This is a genomic window from Spongiactinospora sp. TRM90649 (assembly GCF_029382225.1).
GTDB lineage: Bacteria > Actinomycetota > Actinomycetes > Streptosporangiales > Streptosporangiaceae > Spongiactinospora.
Genome location: NZ_JARLTC010000008.1, coordinates 1 through 20,098 on the forward strand (window position 1 = coordinate 1; position 20,098 = coordinate 20,098).

The 20,098-nt window shown below is 72.5% G+C and carries 17 protein-coding genes; 14 read left to right on the forward strand and 3 right to left on the reverse strand.

Annotation, left to right across the window (positions count from 1 at the left end):
* The 10 genes from P3X83_RS11020 to P3X83_RS11065 form a co-directional block, all read left to right on the forward strand.
* A partial coding sequence (locus P3X83_RS11020) for an amino acid adenylation domain-containing protein (protein ID WP_277304850.1) occupies positions 1-2,900 on the forward strand: 2,900 nt, incomplete at its 5' end.
* Positions 2,897-4,243, forward strand: a complete 1,347-nt coding sequence (locus P3X83_RS11025) for a PLP-dependent aminotransferase family protein (protein ID WP_277304851.1) — start codon at positions 2,897-2,899, stop codon at positions 4,241-4,243. The genes P3X83_RS11020 and P3X83_RS11025, both read left to right, overlap by 4 nt.
* A gap of 70 nt (positions 4,244-4,313) precedes the next feature.
* The gene (dpgA, locus tag P3X83_RS11030) at positions 4,314-5,420 is read left to right on the forward strand and encodes a 3,5-dihydroxyphenylacetyl-CoA synthase DpgA (protein WP_277304852.1); all 1,107 of its coding nucleotides are present in this window, start codon (positions 4,314-4,316) and stop codon (positions 5,418-5,420) included.
* 17 nt (positions 5,421-5,437) lie between these two features.
* Positions 5,438-6,109 (forward strand): enoyl-CoA-hydratase DpgB, encoded by a 672-nt coding sequence (gene dpgB, locus P3X83_RS11035; protein WP_277304853.1) that lies wholly within the window; start codon positions 5,438-5,440, stop codon positions 6,107-6,109.
* Complete coding sequence (gene dpgC, locus P3X83_RS11040; RefSeq protein ID WP_277304854.1) at positions 6,106-7,371, forward strand: (3,5-dihydroxyphenyl)acetyl-CoA 1,2-dioxygenase DpgC; 1,266 nt, start codon at positions 6,106-6,108, stop codon at positions 7,369-7,371. The genes dpgB and dpgC overlap by 4 nt, the downstream gene beginning before the upstream one ends.
* Positions 7,368-8,201: an enoyl-CoA-hydratase DpgD gene (gene dpgD, locus P3X83_RS11045; RefSeq protein WP_277304855.1), complete on the forward strand. Its 834-nt coding sequence runs from the start codon at positions 7,368-7,370 to the stop codon at positions 8,199-8,201. The genes dpgC and dpgD overlap by 4 nt, the downstream gene beginning before the upstream one ends.
* Before the next feature lie 200 nt (positions 8,202-8,401).
* Complete coding sequence (locus P3X83_RS11050; RefSeq protein WP_277304856.1) at positions 8,402-9,121, forward strand: hypothetical protein; 720 nt, start codon at positions 8,402-8,404, stop codon at positions 9,119-9,121.
* Positions 9,105-10,379 (forward strand): MFS transporter, encoded by a 1,275-nt coding sequence (locus P3X83_RS11055; RefSeq protein ID WP_277304857.1) that lies wholly within the window; start codon positions 9,105-9,107, stop codon positions 10,377-10,379. Before P3X83_RS11050 ends, P3X83_RS11055 begins: the two co-directional genes overlap by 17 nt.
* A gap of 138 nt (positions 10,380-10,517) precedes the next feature.
* The gene (locus P3X83_RS11060) at positions 10,518-12,107 is read left to right on the forward strand and encodes an MBL fold metallo-hydrolase (protein ID WP_277304858.1); all 1,590 of its coding nucleotides are present in this window, start codon (positions 10,518-10,520) and stop codon (positions 12,105-12,107) included.
* An 81-nt stretch (positions 12,108-12,188) separates the two neighbouring features.
* A complete protein-coding gene (locus P3X83_RS11065; protein WP_277304859.1) occupies positions 12,189-14,450 on the forward strand; it encodes a DEAD/DEAH box helicase in 2,262 nt (753 codons plus the stop codon).
* Here P3X83_RS11065 and P3X83_RS11070 read toward each other — a convergent pair.
* Positions 14,385-15,161, reverse strand: coding sequence for an IclR family transcriptional regulator (locus P3X83_RS11070; RefSeq protein WP_277304860.1), 777 nt, complete (start codon positions 15,159-15,161; stop codon positions 14,385-14,387). The genes P3X83_RS11065 and P3X83_RS11070 overlap by 66 nt on opposite strands.
* A gap of 66 nt (positions 15,162-15,227) precedes the next feature.
* On the opposite strand from P3X83_RS11070, the gene P3X83_RS11075 reads away from it, so the two are divergent.
* The 4 genes from P3X83_RS11075 to P3X83_RS11090 are packed head-to-tail and all read left to right on the forward strand — an operon-like array spanning position 15,228 to position 19,217.
* Complete coding sequence (locus P3X83_RS11075) at positions 15,228-16,403, forward strand: cupin domain-containing protein (RefSeq protein WP_277304861.1); 1,176 nt, start codon at positions 15,228-15,230, stop codon at positions 16,401-16,403.
* Positions 16,400-17,242 (forward strand): fumarylacetoacetate hydrolase family protein, encoded by an 843-nt coding sequence (locus P3X83_RS11080; protein WP_277304862.1) that lies wholly within the window; start codon positions 16,400-16,402, stop codon positions 17,240-17,242. The genes P3X83_RS11075 and P3X83_RS11080 overlap by 4 nt, the downstream gene beginning before the upstream one ends.
* On the forward strand, positions 17,242-17,949 hold the full coding sequence (locus tag P3X83_RS11085; RefSeq protein WP_277304863.1) for a maleylpyruvate isomerase family mycothiol-dependent enzyme: 708 nt from the start codon (positions 17,242-17,244) through the stop codon (positions 17,947-17,949). The genes P3X83_RS11080 and P3X83_RS11085 overlap by 1 nt, the downstream gene beginning before the upstream one ends.
* Complete coding sequence (locus P3X83_RS11090; protein WP_277304864.1) at positions 17,940-19,217, forward strand: FAD-dependent oxidoreductase; 1,278 nt, start codon at positions 17,940-17,942, stop codon at positions 19,215-19,217. Before P3X83_RS11085 ends, P3X83_RS11090 begins: the two co-directional genes overlap by 10 nt.
* 212 nt (positions 19,218-19,429) lie before the next feature.
* Here P3X83_RS11090 and P3X83_RS11095 read toward each other — a convergent pair whose 3' ends face one another.
* Both P3X83_RS11095 and P3X83_RS11100 read right to left on the reverse strand, forming a co-directional pair.
* Positions 19,430-19,714 carry a hypothetical protein gene (locus P3X83_RS11095; protein WP_277304865.1) on the reverse strand — a complete coding sequence of 95 codons (285 nt, stop codon included), beginning with the start codon at positions 19,712-19,714 and terminating at the stop codon, positions 19,430-19,432.
* An 82-nt stretch (positions 19,715-19,796) separates the two neighbouring features.
* The gene (locus P3X83_RS11100) at positions 19,797-20,078 is read right to left on the reverse strand and encodes a DUF433 domain-containing protein (protein ID WP_277305160.1); all 282 of its coding nucleotides are present in this window, start codon (positions 20,076-20,078) and stop codon (positions 19,797-19,799) included.
* Between the last annotated feature and the right edge of the window lie 20 nt (positions 20,079-20,098).

A 20,098-nucleotide genomic window follows, 5' to 3' on the forward strand; every position in this document is an offset into this window, starting at 1 on the left:
CCGACCTCCCCTTCGACCGGCTCATCGAAGACCTCCAGCCCGCCCGCACCCTCACCCACCACCCCCTCATCCAGGTGATGCTGCTGCTCGGCGACGCCGGGGAGGACGTGCCCCCGCTCAGCGTGGACGGCCTCTCCAGCACTCCGGTGGCCATGCCGGTGACCGGGGCCAAGTTCGACCTGGCCGTCCAGTTCACCGAGCATCTGGCCGACGACGGGACCCCGGCGGGGATCAGCGGCAGCGTGAACTACGCCGCCGACCTGTTCGACCACGAGACGGTGCGGTCGATCGCGGCCCGGCTGGAGGGCGTGATCAGGGCGGCGGTCGCGGACCCCGAACGGCGCGTCGGCGAGTTCGACGTGGTCCCGGCCGGCGAGCGGCGGCTGCTGACCGAGGAATGGAACGACACGGCCAGGGAGACGCCCGAGGGCACGCTTCCGGCGCTGTTCCAGGAGCAGGTCCGCCGCACGCCGGACGCGCCCGCCGTGGAGGGACTCTCCTACGCGGAGACGAACGCGCGGGCGAACCGGCTGGCGCGGCTGCTGCGGGACCGAGGGGCGGGACCGGGGCGGCTGGTGGCGGTACGGCTGCCACGGTCGGCCGAACTGGTGGTGGCGCTGCTGGCCGTGACGAAGTCGGGGGCCGCGTACGTACCGGTGGACCCGGAGTACCCGCCCGCGCGGGTGGCCCGCATCCTGGGGGGCGCGGATCCGGTGCTGGTCATCGACGAGGAATGGCTCGCACACGCGGACACCTCGGGCTACGACGACGGCGACCCCGGCCCCGTGCACCCCTCCTCCCCCGCCTACGTGATCTACACGTCCGGCTCGACCGGACAGCCGAAGGGCGTCGTGGTGGAGCACCGGTCGCTCGGCGCGTACCTGGTGCGGGCCCGTGAGGTGTATCCGGACGCGGCGGGGGCGTCGCTGGTGCACTCGTCGTACGCGTTCGACCTGACGGTGACCGCGCTGTGGTCGCCGCTGGTGTCCGGCGGGCGGATCCTGCTCGGCGAGCTGGACGAGAGCGTGACCGGGGTGTCGTTCATGAAGGTCACGCCGTCCCACCTGGCGCTGCTGCGGGCGCTGCCGCCGGACGCGTCGCCGACCGGCACGCTGATCGTGGGCGGTGAGGCGCTGCACGGCCCGGCGCTCGCGGCCTGGCGGGAGGAGCACCCGGACGTGCGGGTGATCAACGCCTACGGTCCCACCGAGGCGACGGTCAACTGCACGGAGTTCCGGCTGGAGCCGGGCGCGGCCACTCCCCCGGGGCCGGTGCCGATCGGCCGGCCGTTCTGGAACACCCGCGTGTACGTGCTGGACGACCGGCTGCGGCCGGTGCCGGTGGGCGCGGCGGGCGAGCTGTACGTGGCCGGTGTGGTGCTGGCCCGGGGCTACCTGGGGCAGCCGGGGCTGACGGCCGAGCGTTTCGTGGCCGCGCCGTTCGGCGGGCCTGGCGAGCGGATGTACCGGACCGGCGACCTGGTGCGCTGGCGAGCGGACGGGAACCTGGAGTTCGTCGGCCGCGCCGACGACCAGGTGAAGATCAGGGCGTATCGGATCGAGCCCGGCGAGGTCGAGTCCGTGCTCGCGGCGGCCCCCGGGGTGGGGCGGTGCGCGGTGGTGGTCCGCGAGGACCAGCCGGGCGACCGGCGCCTGGTCGGCTATGTGGTGCCCGCGCCGGGGAGCCGCCCGGACCCGGCCGTCCTGCAAGGACACCTGGCCACGATCCTGCCCGGCTACATGGTGCCGGTGGTCGTGGTCCTGGACCGCCTGCCGCTCACCGTCAACGGCAAGCTCGACCGGGCGGCGCTGCCCGCGCCGGTGTACGAGACGACGGCGGGCGACGACGGCCCCCGCACCGCCCGCGAGGAACTGCTCTGCGACATCTTCGCCGAGGTGCTGAACCTGCCCTCGGTGGGCGTGGACGACTCGTTCTTCGACCTCGGCGGGCACTCCCTGCTGGCGGTGAAGCTGGTCAGCCGGATCCGCGAGGTGTTCGGCGCGGACGTCGGGGTCTGGGAGGTCTTCGACGCGGCCACCGTGCGGGAGCTGAACGCGGTGATCGACGACGGCGGCGTGCGGGGCATCGCCCCGGTGATCCCGTACCGCAAGGCCGGGGACCTGACGCCGGTCTTCCTGATCCCGCCGGTGAACGGGCTCGGCTGGGGCTACTCGGCGCTGCCGGGCAGGCTGCCGCCCGGGCATCCGGTGCACGCGCTGCAGGACCCCCGGCTGGTCGCCGGGGAGGTCGTGCCGATGGGCGTGGCCGAGCTGGCCCGCGCGTTCGTGCGGCGGATCAGGGAGATCCGGCCCGCCGGGCCGTACATCCTGGCCGGGTGGTCATTCGGCGGGACCGTCGCCCAGCAGGTGGCGGTGGACCTGGAGGCGGCGGGCGAGGAGGTGCCGCTGACCGTCCTGTTCGACTCCTACTTCGGCCCCGGTGGCCGCTCCGACGCGACGGCCGAGGAGCACGACCTGCGGGTCATGGCGTTCGACGGCGCGGTGGCCGCGCCGGTGGCCGACCCGGCCGAGCTGCGGGCGCTGCTGCGGCGGGCGGGCAGCCCGCTGGGCGCGCTCGGCGAGCGCGAGATCGAGAACCTGGCCCGCATCGCCCGCGAGAACCACCGGGCGATGACCGAGCACTCGCCGCGCCCGGCGCGCGGCCGGGCGCTCTTCTTCGACACGGCGCCCGACATCGTCGGCGCCGTCCCGGCCTCGGCCGCGTGGAAGGACCTCTTCCACGGCGGGTTCGAGTCCCGCGACACCCGGTTCGACCACATCGCGATCATCAAGGCGGCGGCGCTGGACGAGATCGGCCCCGAGATCGCCAGGCGGATCGCCCTCGCCGGCGGACGGCCCCGCCCATCCCACGAAGACGCCCCCCTGGGAGGCATGTCATGACCACCGGTCCCCGGGCGCTGCGGAAGGACGAGCTGCACCCCAGCCTCGCCGACCCCGTCATGGACACGATGAACTTCCTCAACGAGATCACCTTCCGCTACCCGGAGGCGATCTCCTTCGCCCCCGGGCGTCCCTACGACGGCTTCTTCGACACCGAGCACGTCTTCGGCCATCTGCGCCGCTACCTGGACCACCTGGCCGGGGAGGGGCGGTCGCCCGCCCAGGTCCGCGAGGCCGTCTTCCAGTACGGGCCGTCCGCCGGGCGGATCAGGGAACCACTGGCCGCCGCGCTGCGGATCGACGAGGGGATCGACGTGCCGCCGGAGTCGATCGTGGTGACGATCGGCTGCCAGGAGGCGATGTTCCTGGCGCTGCGGGCGCTGATGTCCGGCCGCGAGGACGTGGTGCTGGCCTCCAGCCCGTGTTACGTGGGGATCACCGGCGCGGCCCGGCTGCTGGACGTCGAACTGGTCCCGGTCATGGAGGGTGAGGACGGCCTGCGGCCGTCCGACCTGGCGACGGCCGTGGAGCGGGAGCGGGCGCGCGGGCGGCGTCCCAAGGCGGTCTACGTGATCCCCGACCACTCCAACCCGTCCGGGGTCACCATGCCACTGGCCGCGCGGCACGACCTGCTGGAGGTGGCGGCCAGGCTCGACGTGCTGATCCTGGAGGACAGCCCGTACCGGCTGGTCGGCACCGGTCCCCGGCTGCCCAGCCTGAAGGCACTGGACCGCGACCGGCGGGTGGTGCACCTCGGGTCCTTCTCCAAGACGCTCTTCCCCGGCGCACGGGTCGGGTACGTGGTGGCCGACCAGGTGGTGGTGGACGAGGCGGGCCGTAGCGGACTCCTGGCCGACGAGCTGGCCAAGATCAAGAGCATGATCACGGTGAACACGCCGTCGATCAGCCAGGCCGTCGTGGCCGGGGCACTGCTCGCCTGCGACGGGCGGGTCTCCGAGTACAACCGCGACGCCGCCGCCTACTACGACGACGCCATGCGGTTCACCGTGAAATGCCTCGAACAGCGCTTCCCCGCCGGGCATCGTGCCGAGGCCGGGGTGCGCTGGAACAGCCCCGAGGGCGGCTTCTTCATCTTCCTGCGCGTGCCGTTCCGAGCGGACAACGCCGCGCTGGAGCGCTCCGCGCAGGACTTCGGCGTCATCTGGACGCCGATGTCGTACTTCTATCCGCCGGGTTCGCGCCTGGAAGGCGAGGGCGACCACGCCATCCGGTTGTCGACCAGCTACCTGACCCACGAGGAAATCGAGGAAGGCGTGACCCGGCTGGGCGAGTTCATCGAATCCACCGCAGGCCGTCCCGGCCGCCGGCAGCACGAGAGGTGAGTGCAGTGACGAAGGACCAGATCCGGCCGTCGCTCCGTGGCAAGCCCCGCTCCTGGGGCTGGACCTACCGATGAGGGCCGGTTCCGTTCGCCGGGAGGGCGCGCCCGCCGCCCCGCGCCCGCCGGGGATCTCACGCATCGCGGGCGTCGGCACCGCCACGTCGGGGACCTCGCTCTCCCAGACGGAACTGCTCGACATCCTGCGGGTGGACGACCCCAAGGTCCGCTCGATCTTCATCAACAGCGCGATCCAGCGGCGCAACCTGACCCTTCCGCCGCCCGACGAGACGGGCAGGCGGGCCCCCGAGCCGCAGGGCGACCTGCTGGACAAGCACAAGCGGCTCGCCGTCGAGATGGGCGCCCAGGCGCTGACCAACTGCCTGAAGGACGCCGGGGCCACGCTGTCCGACCTTCGGCACCTGTGCTGCGTGACCTCGACGGGGTACCTCACCCCGGGGCTCAGCGCCCTGATCATCCGCGAACTGGGCATCGACCCGCACTGCGGCCGCGCCGACATCGTCGGCATGGGCTGCAACGCCGGGCTGAACGCCCTCAACGTGTGCGCCGGATGGTCCGCCGCCCATCCGGGCGAGCTGGCCGTGGTGCTGTGCAGCGAGGCGTGCTCGGCCGCCTACGCCCTGGACGGCACGATGCGCACGGCGGTGGTGAACAGCCTGTTCGGGGACGGCGCCGCGGCGCTGGCCATGATCTCCGAGGGAGGCGAACGGCAGGCCACCGGCCCCCGGGTGCTGAAATTCGCCGGATACATCATCACCGACGCGATCGAGGCCATGCGCTACGACTGGGACCGCGCCCAGAGCCGGTTCAGCTTCTTCCTCGACCCGCAGATCCCCTACGTGGTCGGCGCGCACGCCGAACGCGTCATCGACCGGCTGCTCGCGGGCACCGGCCTGCGGCGCGGCGACATCGGCCACTGGCTGGTCCACTCCGGCGGCAAGAAGGTCATCGACGCGGTGGCGATCAACCTCGGGCTGCGCCGTCACGACCTGCGGCACACCACCGGGGTGCTGCGCGACCACGGCAACCTGTCCAGCGGCTCGTTCCTGTTCTCCTACGAGCGCCTGGTCGAGGAGGACGTCGCCCGGCCTGGCGACCACGGGATCCTGATGACCATGGGGCCGGGATCCACCATCGAGAGCGCGTTGATCCAGTGGTGAGTGCGAAGGAGGAACCGGTGACCGGTAGGACCGGAATCGAGGACGGGTTCACGCTGCGGATCGACGGCGCCCGGCCCGTCACGGCGGACTCCGTCGAGGCGATCGCGGCGATGTGCGACGCGGCCGAGGACCACGGCGGCCCTGGGGTGGTGACGCTGCGGGTCTCGGGCGCGCCCGGCCATTCGTGGACGACCGACCTGAGCGTGGGCCTGGTGTCCAAGTGGGAACGCGCCCTGCTCCGGCTGGAACGGCTGCCCATGGTGACGGTCGCCGTGGCGTCCGGGGACTGCGGCGGCGCGGCCCTCGACGTGCTGCTGACCGCCGACCTGCGGGTCGCCGCGCCCGGCACCCGCCTGCTCGTCGCCACGGACGGCGACGCCACCTGGCCCGGCATGGCCCTGCACCGGCTCACCCAGCAGGCCGGGACCGGCGGGATCCGCGCGGCGGCGATGCTCGGCGTGCCGATCGAGGCGGACGAGGCGCTGGCACTGCGCCTGCTCGACCGGGTGAGCGACGACCTGGCCGGCGCGGTCGCGGACGCCGCCGCGCGGGCGGCCGCGCTCGCCGGTTCGGAGCTGGCGATCAGGCGGCGGCTCGTGCTCGACGCGGGCACGACCACGTTCGAGGACGCGCTCGGCGCCCACCTCGCCGCCTGTGACCGGGCGCTGCGCAGAGGGGCGGGGCGATGAGCCTCACGGTCGCCCGCGAGCTGCCCGGCGACCTGCGGTCGGCGCGGGCGGCGCTCGCGCGGGCCGTGGCCGGCGGCGGGGAACGGCTCGCCGCGCTGCCGCCCCCCTGCGACCGGACGGCGGAGCAGCGGGCGCGGGCCGAGGCCGTGCACGACGAACTGCGGGACCTGCGCGCCCGCTTCGTCGGCGCGCACGCCGAGGAGGTCTACGACCTGCTCACCGACGGGCGTGCCCGGCACCTCCGGATCGGCGAGCTGGTCACGGCCGCCGCCGAGGCCTTCCCCGGGCTCTTCTCCGGTGGGGAGGAGGGCCGCGAGATCGACGAGGGCATCTTCCTGCGCGGGGTGCTGCGCTCGCCGTCGGCGGGGGCGCACCTGATGGACGCGCAGCTCCGCCCCACCCCGCGCGCCCTGCGGCTGCTGCCCGAGTTCACCAGGACCGGCGTGGTGGAGATGGAGGCCGTCCGGCTGGAGCGCGACGCGGGGGTGGCCCGGCTGACCATGTGCCGGGGCGACCGGCTGAACGCCGAGGACGAGCGCCAGGTGGACGACATGGAGACCGCCGTGGACCTCGCCCTGCTGGACCCGTCGGTCCGGGTCGGCCTGGTGCGCGGCGGGGAGATGACCCATCCGCGTTACCGGGGCAGGCGGGTGTTCAGCGCGGGGATCAACCTGAAGCGGCTGGGCACGGGCGGGATCCCGCTGGTCGGGTTCCTGCTGCGCCGCGAGCTGGGCTACATCCGCAAGGTGTGGCACGGGCTGCGCACGGACGCGGCGGGCTGGCGCTCCGGCCTGGTCGAGAAGCCGTGGCTGGCCGCCGTGGACGGCTTCGCCATCGGCGGCGGCGCCCAGTTGCTGCTGGTCTTCGACCAGGTCATCGCCTCCGCCGACTCCTACGTGAGCCTGCCCGCGGCGAAGGAGGGGATCGTCCCCGGCGTCGCGAACCTGCGGCTCACCAGGGTCGCCGGGGCCAGGCTGTCCCGGCAGGTGATCCTCCAGGGCCGCCGGATCCGGGCCACCGAGCCCGACGCGCGGCTGCTGCTGGACGAGGTGGTGGAGCCGGAGGAGATGGACGCGGCCATCGAGCGCGGTCTGGCCCGGCTCTCCGGCGAGGCCGTCCTGGCCAACCGGCGGATGCTGAACCTGGCCGAGGAGCCGCCCGACGTGCTGCGCGCCTACCTGGCGGAGTTCGCCCTCCAGCAGGCCCTGCGGGTCCGCGGCGAGGACGTGCTCCGCAAGGCCGGCCGGTTCGGCACCTCATGAGCCGCCCCCGGGTGCGCTACGTCAAGGACGGCCATGTCGCCCACATCACCCTGGACCGGCCGGAGGTGCTGAACGCGATGGACTCGCGCACGCACGAGGAGCTGGCCGGGATCTGGGACGACGTCGAGGCCGACGACCGGGTGCGGGTCGCGGTGCTCGCCGGGGCGGGCGACCGCGCCTTCTCCGTGGGTCAGGACCTGCGCGAACGCGACCGCCTGCAACGGGAGGGGGACCCCGCGACGAGCTTCGGCAGCCGGGGGCTGCCCGGCTCGCCCCGGCTCACCGACCGGTTCACCCTGTCCAAGCCGGTGATCGCGCGGGTGCACGGCTACGCGCTGGGCGGCGGGTTCGAACTCGCCCTGGCCTGCGACCTGATCATCGCCTCCGACCAGGCTGTCTTCGGCCTCCCCGAGGTCAGGCTCGGCCTGATCCCCGGCGCGGGCGGCGTCTTCCGGCTGTTCCGGCAGGTGCCGCAGAAGGTCGCCATGGGACACCTGCTCACCGGCCGCCGGATGAGCGCGGCGACGGCGCTGCGCCACGGCCTGGTCAACGAGGTCGTCCCCGCCGACCGGCTGGACGAGTGCGTCCGGGAGTGGACCGGCGACCTGGTTCGGGCGGCCCCGCTGTCGGTGCGCGCCGTCAAGGAGGCCGCGCTGCGGTCGTTCGACATGCCGCTGGAACGGGCGTTCACCGCCGAGTACGTCTGGGAGGAACGCCGCCGCCGGGGACCGGACGCCGTCGAGGGGGTCAGGGCGTTCGTGGAGAAACGCGATCCGGTGTGGTCGGGAACGGCGAAGGACGACGAAACTGCGCGCCTGACTACTCGTTAAAAGTGATGAAGCGGTCCGTGCCGCGACGGGGGTTTTTTACGCGGAATGACGATGACTACCCCATTGGCACCAACAGAACATTGTCACATCCACCCCATCCGGCCGAGGAGTCTGTACGACACATGGCGGATCAGAGCACGCGTCGCCGAAACCGGCATGCGATCGACGAAGCACAGCACATCATCGAGGAAGCACTCGCGGTGTATCGCCTTAAACTCTCCGAACCGCTGGCTCTCATCGGCCCGGATCGAGTCCGCGAGCTGTTACAGGAGGCGTTCGCGCACCCGGCGGGCGGTCATGTCCGGGTGGCTTGCGGCTCGTGGTCCGCGGACGACGAGCTGGAACTGGCGGAGCTGCTCCGCGGGAACGCCAGCGAGGGGAAACCGGAGGTCCTGCTGCTGCACTGCCATCCCCCCGTACCCGACCGCACCGGGCTGGACCACGTGAAGAGCCCGCTGATGCGGAGCGTGCCGGCGGAGGGGTTCCAGGTGCGGTACTCCGCCGCGCGCCTGCCGTACATGATCCTGATCGACGACCACACCGCCGTGATGCGCACCTCGCGCCAGCCCGGCGAGATCGAGGACGTGCTCATCAGGAACCGCGACGTGGTGTTCCTGCTGAGCCGGGTGCACGACGTGTGGTGGCGGTCCGCCGCCGACGTGCACCCGCCGGGGATCGGGCGGGTCACGCTCGACTCCACGCAGATGCACGTCCTGGCGTATCTGCGGGACGGCGTCAAGGACGAGGCGGCGGCCCGGGCGATGAACATCTCGCTGCGCACCTACCGCCGCCAGGTGGCCGGGATCCTGCGCAGCGTGGACGCGAACTCCCGCTTCCAGGCGGGGCTCAAGGCGGCCCAGCTCGGCCTGACCGGGCCGTGCGACGAGATGACGGGACAGCGCGATGACACGGCCGAGTGACGTCGCCGAGGGGCGGGTCCCCGACGCGCCGCTGATCCGCAACCGCGACTTCCAGTTGCTGTGGACCGGGTCGGTGTTCTCCTCGCTGAGCCGGGAGATGACCGACCTGGCCTACCCGCTGCTGATCCTCTCGCTGACCGGCTCCCCCGCCGCCACCGGCGCCTTCGGCGGGGCGCAGCTACTGACCTCGCTGCTGGTCGGCATGCCCGTGGGCGAGCTGGCCGACCGGTTCGACCGGCGGCGTCTGCTGCTGCTGGCGCAGGCCGTCCGGCTGGCCGCGACCGCCACCGTGGTGCTCGCGCTGACGGCGGGCACGCTGACGTTCGCGCACCTGCTGACGGTCGCGGTGGTCGTCGGGGCGACCGAGCCGCTGGCGGGGGCCGCGCGGATGGTCCTCGTGCGGGCCGTCGTGCCGTCCTCGCGGCTCACCGCCGCGCTAACCCAGGACGAGGTCAGGACGCACGGCGCGGCGCTGTCCGGGCCGCCGCTCGGCGGCGCGCTGTACGCGATCGCCGCGGCCGTGCCGATCGTGACGGCGATGGCCTGCCAGGTCCTCTCCCTGCTGACGGTCTCGCTGATCCGCCCGCCGAGCGCCGCCCGGCGCACCGGCCCCCGCTCGGACGAGAACGACCCGGTGCTGCGGCGCATGGCCGTCGGGCTGCGCGTGCTCTACCGGGTGCCGACGCTGCGGTACGCGACGCTGACCGCCACCATGCTGAACCTGGCGGGGGCGCCGCTGGTGCTGATCACGGTGGTGATGCTGGAGGATCGCGGCGTGCCGTCCGGGCAGATCGGCCTGACGGTGACCGCCATGGCCGCCGGCGGGCTGGCCGGGGCCGCCCTGGTCGGGCCGCTGCAACGCCGGCTGCGGCCCGGGGTGCTGATGCTGGCCTGCGGCCTGTCCACCGCGGTGCTGATCACGCTGCTGCCCGCGCCGTTCGGATCCTGGTGGGCTGCGGTGCCGCTGTTCCTGCTCGGGCTGGTCGGGCCCTCGGTGCGGATCCTGGTCGACGTGCTGATCTTCCGCCAGGTCCCCGACGAGCAGCGCGGCCGGGTCATCGCGGCGTTCATGACGATCCTGGGCGTCGGCTCCTCGGCCGGGCTGTTCGGCGCCGGGCTGCTGCTCGACCGGCTGGCGGCCACGCACGCCACCCTGGTGCTGGGCGGGCTGCTCGCGGCGTGCATGCTGGCGGCCATGGCAGCGAGGGGCCTGCGGACGGCCCGCTGGCCCGAGGACGAACAGGACTCGCGCGCCTGAGGAATGGCCGTAGAATTCGCCGGGAAAGGCCGGTGACCGAAAGCTGCCACCCCTGCGAATCGCACGCGAATCGGAGTCAGGTTCCTGCACCTGAACAGCGGATGGAATCGGCTTTTAGCGCGTGTAGCGTTCGCGAATGTGAGCAGAGACGAACTCTTCTTTGTCCGCCAGAACATCGTCGCCGAGGGCCTGATCGACCGCTTCTACGCCTGGTCGTATCTCGTTCCGCCCGCCGCGTCGGCCATGAATCTGGCCAATCTGCACCTGTCGATGCTGGAGTCGTACGTCCAGCAGCCCGACGTACACGCGGCCGCCGTGGCCAATCCCAAGATGCGCGGCGGCTTCTTCATCGACCACGACGGCCGGCGCGTCGCGGAGATCGACGAACTGCGCGCGAGCCTGCTGCGTGACAACGCGGCCCTCATGGAACTCGCCGCGGGCATCCGCGCGACGGACGAACTGCTACGGGCGGAGGCCACCGGTTTCGACCTGTCCGGCCTCTACCCGCGGCTGCCCGAGGCCGTGCGCGGCTTCGTGGAGATCGTCTACGACCTGAACCACCAGCCGTCGATGCGCTTCCTGGAGCCGCTGCTCTACCACAGCCGCTACCACCGGGAGGAGCGCCAGTCGATCGACCTGTTCCTGGACGAGGGCCAGACCAGGCCGTTCACGCTCAGCACGCCGCGCCTGCCCCAGCCGGGCCACGTGCAGCGCCCGCTGCCCATCCGGCACCCCGGCATCGACCGGTTCTTCGGCGCGCTGCGCACCCCGCTGCCCTTCGGCGAGCTGAGAGACGCCCTGGAGATCGACTCCGAGGCCGACGCCAGGACCCTGCGCGGCTTCCTCACCACCGAGCCGGATCGCACCCCCGACCGCGAGGTGACCGAAGGGGCCCGGGTGCGGTACTACGGCCACGCGTGCCTGGTGATCCAGAGCCCGGACGTCTCGATCATCACCGACCCGTTCATCAGCGCCGACGCCACCGCCGGCGACCGGTACACCTACGCCGACCTGCCCGACCGGCTGGACTACTGCCTGATCACGCACGGCCACCAGGACCACATCGTGATCGAGTCCCTGCTGCGGCTCCGTGAGCGGATCGGCGTGGTCGTGGTGCCGAAGAACGGCTCGGGCAACCTCCAGGACCCCTCGCTCGGGCTGTGCCTGGAACGGCTCGGCTTCACCGTGCGCGTGGTGGACGACTTCGACGAGATCTCGTTCCCCGGCGGCGTCATCGTCGCCACCCCCTTCCTCGGCGAGCACTGCGACCTGGACATCCGGGCCAAGAGCACCTTCTGGGTGCGGATAGGCGGCCGGTCCGTCTTCATCGACGCCGACTCCTCGGGCATCGAGCCGGAGCTGTACCAGCGGATCTTCGACGCGGTCGGCCCCGCCGACGTCGCCTTCCTCGGCATGGAGTGCGACGGCGCACCGCTGACCTGGCTCTACAACGCGCTGTTCACCCAGCCGGTGAGCCGCAAGATGAGCATCACCCGCAAGCTGTCCGGCTCCAACGCCGAACAGGCCCTGGGCATCGTGGACCGCCTCAAGGTGAGCGAGGCGTACATCTACGCCATGGGCGAGGAGGACTGGCTCCAGCACGTCATGGCCACCAGCTACACCCCCGACTCCTACCAGCTCGAACAGGTGGACGCCTTCCTGAAGTCCTGCGCCGACCGCGGCGTGAAGGCCGAACACCTGCTCAAGCAGAAGGAGCTGCGCTGGTAACCCCGCCCCCGCCGGGGTATCGGATAGCCTCACCGGAAGGCAGAGCGGCGGCGGGCAGGTGTGGCGCGAGTGGCAGGGCCGGTGGAAAGGCGATACTCACCCCGGGATGCCGACGCGCTCTGCGCGGCCGCCGAGCCGCTGCTCGGGCGGGCCGTCACCCTGCTCGGCGATCACGAGTCGGCCCGTGCGGACGTGCGGGCCGGGCTCGACGCGTTACGCGATGAGCTGTGCCGTACCGACCTGGCCACGATTCCGGTCGCCCGGATCAGGGACGTCACCGAGGGGCGGCTGCGGATCGGCGCCCTGGAGGACGCCGGGTACACCACGGTGCTGGCCGTCCGCGACGCCACGCCGTACACGCTCCAGTTGCTTCCCGGCATCGGCGCGCAGACCGCCGCCCAGATGCACGCGGCGGCCCTGCAGATCGCCAGGGCCGCCGCGGCGGCGGTGAGCGTCCGGATCGACGTCGACCGGCGCGATCCGATCAGCACCGCGCTGGTGATCGCGCTGCACCGGCCGGTGAACGCCGGGCCCGACCTGGCCCGCGCCGTCGACGCCGCCCGCGACCTGTACGACACGCTCGGCCCGCTGCTGGCGCGGGCGCGTCCCGCCCGGCGCCGGTGGCGGATGTGGCTGGCCGGGTCGGGCAAGCGCCGCGACGCCCACGAGGCGCTGTCGCGCCTGGCCGGCGTGGTCGAGCGGTCCGCCGAGACCGACCTGCTCCTCACCCAGGTCACCACCGACCTGCTCCGGCCGTCCGTGTCGGAGCTGGAAGCGTGGGTGGACTTCGAGCACCGCTCCGCCGAGTACTACGGCCTGCTGGCCGAACTCGCCGGGGAACCCCTCACCCAGGGCCGGGGGGCGCTCCCCGACGACCTGGTGGCCAAGGTCGGCGCGCAGGAGCTCGACGACACCCACCGCCGGGTCTCCCTGCGCGGCTACCAGTCGTTCGGCGCCCGGTTCGCGCTGGCCCAGCGCCGGGTCATCCTCGGCGACCAGATGGGACTGGGCAAGTCGATCGAGGCCATCGCCGCCCTGGCGCACCTGCGCGCGCGGGGCGGGTCCCACTTTCTGGTGATCTGCCCGGCCAGCGTGCTGATCAACTGGACCCGCGAGATCGAGTCCCGCAGCACCCTGCGCGCCTACCCGCTGCACGGCCCAGAGCGGGGCCTCGCCCAGCGAGAGTGGGCCCGCCACGGCGGCGTCGCCATCGCCACGCTGAGCGGCCTGCACCAGTTGACGGTCCCCGCCGAGGTGCCGGTGGGCATGGTGGTCGTCGATGAGGCGCACCTGGTGAAGAACCCGGAGGCGCGGCGTTCCAAGGCGGTCGCCGCCTGGTGCGCGCGGGTCGAGCGGGTGCTCTTCCTGACCGGCACCCCGATGGAGAACCGGGTCGAGGAGTTCCGCCGCCTCGTCGAGCACCTGCGCCCCGACCTCGCCGCCACCCTGCGGACCAGCGACATCGTCGCCGGGGCCAAGGCGTTCCGCAAGGCGGTCGCCCCCGCCTACCTGCGCCGCAACCAGGAGGACGTGCTCGCCGAACTGCCCGAGCGGGTGGAGTCGCGCGATTGGGTAGAGTTCAGCGGCGCCGACCTGGTCGCCTACCGCGACGCGGTGCGCAGGCGCAACTTCATGGCCATGCGCCGCGCCGCCTACGCCCACCCGGAGACCTCGGCCAAGCTGAAACGCCTGCGCGAACTGGTGGACGACGCCCGCGAGGACGGGCTGAAGGTGCTCGTCTTCTCCTACTTCCGCGACGTCCTCGCCACCGTGGCCGCCGCCCTGGACCCCGCGCACGTGCACGGGCCGCTGTCCGGGTCGGTCTCACCCGCGCGCCGTCAGGAGCTCGTGGACAGGTTCTCGGCGGTGGACGGGCACGCCGTCCTGCTGAGCCAGATCGAGGCCGGGGGCACCGGCCTGAACATCCAGGCGGCCTCCGTGGTGGTCTTCTGCGAGCCGCAGCTCAAACCGAGCCTCGAAGACCAGGCCGCCGCCCGCGCCCACCGCATGGGGCAGGTGCGCACCGTCCAGGTGCACCGCCTGCTCGCCGTCGACTCCCTCGACCAGCGCCTCCTGGAGCTGCTCGGCCGCAAGGCCGCCCTCTTCGAGCGGTACGCGCACCGCAGCGACCTGGCGGAGTCCGCCCCAGAGGCGATCGACGTGTCCGAGCACGCGCTCGCCCAGCGGATCATCGAGGAGGAGCAGAAACGCCTCGGGGCCGAGGCCCCGGCCTCAGGCGGGGCGGTCTCAGATGGAGCGATTTCAGGCGGAGCGGTCTCAGGCGGGGCCGGCCAGGTCGGCCTCGACGGCGGCGGCGGCGCGGGACAGGGCCCCGACCAGTAGCGGCAGGCGGCGCCGGTCGTAGCGCGCGCTGGGCATCGACACCGACAGACCGGCCACGGCCCGGCCGTCAGGGGTGCGCACCGGCACACCGAGGGCCACCACGCCGCGCTCCGAACGCCCCTGGTTGAGCGCGAAGCCGTTGCGCCGGACCCGGGCCAGCTCGGCGCGCAGCCGCTGCAGGTCGGGCCGGTCGGCGGGATGGTCGGCGTAACGCTCGGCCGGGTAGATCGCCGGAAGCTCGTCATCCGCCAGCTCGGCCAGCAGCAGCAGCCCCGCCGTGGTGCGATGGGCGGGGAACACCATGCCCTCGCGGGAACCGACCCGCAGGGCCTGCGAGGACTCGACGCTGGCGATGAAGCGGGAGGTGTCGCCGGTGAGCACCCCCAGGTTGACGGACTCGTCGAGCACTCCGGCCAGCCGGTGCATGTGCGGCAGCGCCGCCGCCCGCAGCCGCGAGGCCACCGAGGGCGAGTGGGCGGCCAGTTCCAGGACCGGCCCCGCCCGGTAGGAGCGGCGGTCGTCCTGGACCGCGAAGTCGCGGTACACCAGCATCGCCAGCAGCCGGTGGGCGGTGGAGCGGGCCACGCCCAGCCGCTCGGCGACCTGCGAGACGGTCAGCTCGCCCTCGAGTTGCAGCATGGTGGCGATCCGCAACGCGTGGTCGACGCTGCTGATCAGGTAGGTCGGCGGGTTCTTCAGGGGCTTGTCCATCACTCCTGGATTCTGTAGAGCAGAATTCTATGTTCTGCACAGTGTGACGGTAGCAGCATTGACGGCATGAGCACCCCTGTGACCAGGACAGAGTTCCCGGTGTCCCCGGTGTCCCCGGTGCGGCTCGCCGCGATCGACGCCCCGGGCCAGCCCGACGTCAGTCCCGCGCTCGAAGACCTCTACCGGGGGTTCGAGCAGGAGTTGCTGGTGCCGCTGTGGACGGAGATCGGCGACCTGATGCCCGCGCATCCGCGTTCGCGCGCCGTGCCGCACCTTTGGCGCTGGGACAATCTGCGCGCGCTGGCACAGCAGGCCGGAGATCTGGTGCCGGTCGGCCGTGGCGGGGAACGCCGGGCGATCGCGCTGGCGAACCCGAGCCTGGGCGGCCGTCCCTTCGCGACCCCCACGCTGTGGGCCGCGATCCAGTACCTGATGCCCGGTGAGAACGCCCCGGAGCACCGCCACACCCAGCACGCCTTCCGCTTCGTGGTCGAGGGCGAGGGCGTCTGGACGGTCGTGAACGGCGACGCCGTCCCGATGCGCCGGGGCGACTTCCTGCCCCAGGCCGGGTGGAACTGGCACGCCCACCACAACGCCACCAGCGAGCCGATGGCCTGGATCGACGGCCTCGACATCCCGTTCCAGTACGCCAACGAGGCGCAGTTCTTCGAGTTCGGCCGCGACGAGATCAGCGACGCCGAGCGGATCACCCCCGAGCGGTCCCGCTCCGAGCGGCTGTGGGCCCACCCCGGGCTGCGTCCGCTGGGCGTCGGCGAAGCCGGTACGGGCACCCCGCTGCTGTCCTACAAGTGGGAGTTCACCGACCGCGCGCTGAGCGACCAGCTCCGCCTGGAGACCGAAGGCTTCGGCGGCACCGTCGAGCCCGGCCACGCGGCCGTCCTCTACACGAACCCGGCCACCGGCGGCGATGTCCTGCCGACCATCCGGGTGGAGATGCACCGGGTGGCGCGCGGCGCGGAGACCGCCCCGGTCCGCGAGACCGGATCCTCGGTCTACCAGGTCTTCGACGGCTCGGGCAGCGTCACCGTGGGCGACCGGACCTGGTCCGTCACACGCGGCGACCTCTTCGTCGTGCCGTCCTGGGAGCCCTTCTCCGCCCGCTCGGAGGCCGGGTCCACCGACTCCGACTCCGGCGCGCTGGACCTGTTCCGGTTCAGCGACTCCCCGATCTTCGAGGCCCTGTGCCTCAACCGTCTCCAGCACGAAGGAAGCACCCGATGAAGCTCGCCACTCTCCGCCTCGACGGCTCGACCAGGGCCGTACGTCTCGACGGTGACCGGCTGGTCGACCTCGGCGCCGCCGACCTCGGCGAACTCCTCTCCCAGGACGGCTGGGCCGAGCGCGCCGCCGCCGCCGACGCGAACACCGCGACGACCTACCCCGTCGAGGGCGCCGACTTCGCGCCGGTCGTCCCGCGCCCCTCGAAGGTCGTCTGCGTCGGGCTCAACTACAAGAACCACATCCAGGAGATGGGCCGCGACCTGCCCGAGTATCCGACGCTGTTCGCGAAGTTCGCCGACAGCCTGATCGGCGCCACCGACGACATCTCCCGCCCGGAGGAGACCGCCGAGTTCGACTGGGAGGTCGAGCTCGCCGTGGTGATCGGCGCGCCGGTCCGGCGGGCCAGGGGCGCGGCGGCCGAGGCCGCGATCGCCGGGTTCACCGTCCTCAACGACATCACCTGCCGGGACTGGCAGTTCCGCACCCGCGAGTGGCTGCAGGGCAAGATGTGGGACTCCTCCACCCCGGTCGGGCCGTACCTGGTCACCCCGGACGAACTGCCCGGCGGCGTGCGCCCCGAGCTTGCGGTGAAGCTCAGCGTGGACGGCGAGGTCATGCAGCACGACAACACCGCCGACCTGCTCTTCGACCCGGTCGCGCTGGTGGAGTACATCTCCACGGTGGTGCGCCTGAGCCCCGGCGACATCATCGCCACCGGCACGCCCGGCGGGGTCGGCCACGCCCGCGACCCGAAGCGCTACCTGACCGGCGGCGAGCGCGTGGTGACCGAAGTCCAGGGCATCGGCCGCCTGGAGAACGTCGTAACGGGCACCGCCTGATGACACGTCGCACCCTTGAGGACGCGCTGAGCTGGAGCGCGGCGGGCACCGAGCTGTTCCACCGGGCCGTCGCCGGGTGGGGCGAGGAGCAGTACCTCGCCCCGTCCGGGCTGCCCGGCTGGTCCCGCAAGCACCTGGTGGCCCACGTGGCGGCCAACGCCGACGCCCTGTGCAACCTGGTGCGCTGGGCCGCGACCGGCGAGAAGACCCCGATGTACTCCTCGCCCGCGCAGCGCGACGCCGACATCGCGGCGGGCGCGACCAGGACGGCCGCCGAGCTGACCACCTCGCTGCACGAGTCGGCGGAACGGCTCGCCGTCGGCGTCGCCGCGCTCGGCCCCGCGCAGTGGAGGTCCGAGGTCGTCACCGCCCAGGGCCGCACGGTGCCCGCGACCGAGATCCCCTGGCTGCGGTCGCGCGAGGCCTGCGTGCACGCCGTCGATCTGGCGGCCGGTGTCACCTTCGCCGACCTGCCCGCCGGGTTCCTGACCGCGCTGGCCGGCGACATCGTCGCCAAGCGGGGCGCCACGGCCGGGCTCGCGCTCACGCTCACCGCCGCCGGTGACCGCTGGGAACTGCCGGGTGCGGGTGATCCTGTCACGCTCACCGGACCGCTCACCGAGGTCGTCGCCTACCTGGCCGGCCGTCCGCACGCCCTGACCACCGCCGACGGCTCCCCGGCCCCGGCCCTGCCGGCGTGGCTGTGAGCGACATGACCGCGTCCGCGTCCCCCGCCGACGTCCTGATCGTCGGCGGCGGCATCGGCGGGCTCAGCGCCGCCTTCGCCCTGGCCCGCGAGGGCCTGCGGGTGCGCGTGCTGGAGCAGGCGCGCGAGTTCGGCGAGGTCGGCGCGGGCCTGCAGATCGCCCCCAACTGCACCCGCATCCTTTCCGACTACGGCCTGCTCGACGAGGCCAAGCGCCTCGGCGTGCTGCCGAAGAGCATGGTGATGCGCGACGCCGTGGACGACGCCGAGCTGACCCGCCTGGACCTCACCGACCTGGAACGCAGGTACGGCTTCCCGTACATGGTCATCCACCGCAGCGACCTGCACGGGATCTTCCTGCGCGCCTGCCGGACCGCGGGGGTCGATCTGGTGACCGACGCCCGGATCGTCGGCTACGAGAACACCGAGGCCGGCGCCCGGGTGGTGTCGGAGGACGGCCGCACCGACGAGGCCCGCGTCGTCATCGCGGCCGACGGCCTGCACTCCGTGGCGCGCGGGCTCCTGTCCGACGACGAACCGGTCAGTTCCTCCTACGTCGCCTACCGCGCCGCCGTCCCCATCGAGCAGGCGGGCCGCGACGTGGACCTGTCCGAGGTCTCGGTCCACGTGGGCCCGGGCTGCCACTTCGTGCACTACGGGCTGCGCGGCGGCGAGATGCTCAACCAGGTCGCCGTCTTCCAGTCGCCCAAGGCCCTCGCGGGCGAGGCGGACTGGGGCACCCCCGACGAGCTGGACGCCGCCTTCGACGCGACCTGCCCGGAGGTCAAGGACGGCATCTCGCTGATGTGGCGCGACCGCTGGTGGCGGATGTTCGACCGCGACCCCATCATGACGTGGGTCCACGGCAACATCGCACTGCTCGGCGACGCCGCCCACCCGCCGCTGCAGTACATGGCGCAGGGCGCCATCATGGCCATCGAGGACGGCTGGGTCCTCGCCCGCCACGCCGCCGCCCACCGCGCCGAGGACGGCTCGATCGACTGGCGAGCCACTCTCACGGCCTACGAGGCCGTCCGCCCCGAACACTGCCGCCGCGTCCTGACCACGGCCCGCGCCTGGGGCGAACTGTGGCACCTGGACGGCCTGGCCCGCCTCCAGCGCAACACCCTCCTGCGCGCCCGCGACACCTACGACTACTCCTTCATCGACTGGATCTACGGCCCCACCGCCCTGACACCGGAGGAGGAGCCGCCGATGTTCGCCCCGATCCCGCTCGGCTCCGCCGACATCTCCGGTCTCACCCGGTGATGGTGATCGCCTTCTCCGGGCACCGGCCCCGCTCCACCAGCGGGGCCGCTACGGAACCGTGGACCAGAACTTGGGCGGGTTCACCGCAGAATCGATCATCCGAAGCCTGCTTCCCACGGGGGGATCGACGCCTCGCAAGGTGATCAAGCACGGCCCGTCGGACTCTTCCAGCAATGGAAACGCACTCGGCGAACCAACTGCGACCGTCGCGATCACGACCCCATCTCGACCAGCCCATGGTGCTTGTGCGGGTACTCGATCCGATGCGGGCCAGTGGCCGCGATCGCGGCCACCTCCCGAGCTCGCTGCATCTGACGACCGTCATTGGTGACAACCACGTGAAACCCCTCGGCGGCGGCACGCGGATACAGAGCCTCGTCCCGCGTACCCGACCAACCGGCAAGGTCCAGCGAATGGACGATGTCGTGGCTCAGCACGAAACTCGTCAGAACCTGGTGCACCGGGCGGGGGACGTCGTCATCCAGCAGCAGCCTCACGCTGTTCCCTGGGGGGTTCGCAACTGTCTACGTAGTCCGCGAAGTCGGCGGCGTCCAACGCCGCAGTGGCGGACACGCTCGGTTAGTAGTCCGCGATCCGCGCGGCCGGAACACCGTCCCGCAGCAGCGCCGCGATCTCGTCGTACGGCACGCGGGTCCCTTCGATCACCGGCATACCGCCACGGACCGCCGGATCGATTGTGACGTGGTCGCGGGGACGCAACAGGTCCGGAATGTACCGTCCATCTCGATAGAACGGCCGCAGCACCCCTACCAGCTCATGGATGACGATGTTGGCCGTGCGATGTACCAGATCGGTGGCCTGCCCCTGCTCGACCAAGTAGATCGTCGAGCCATCGGTCACCAACCGGTAAGCCGACAGAT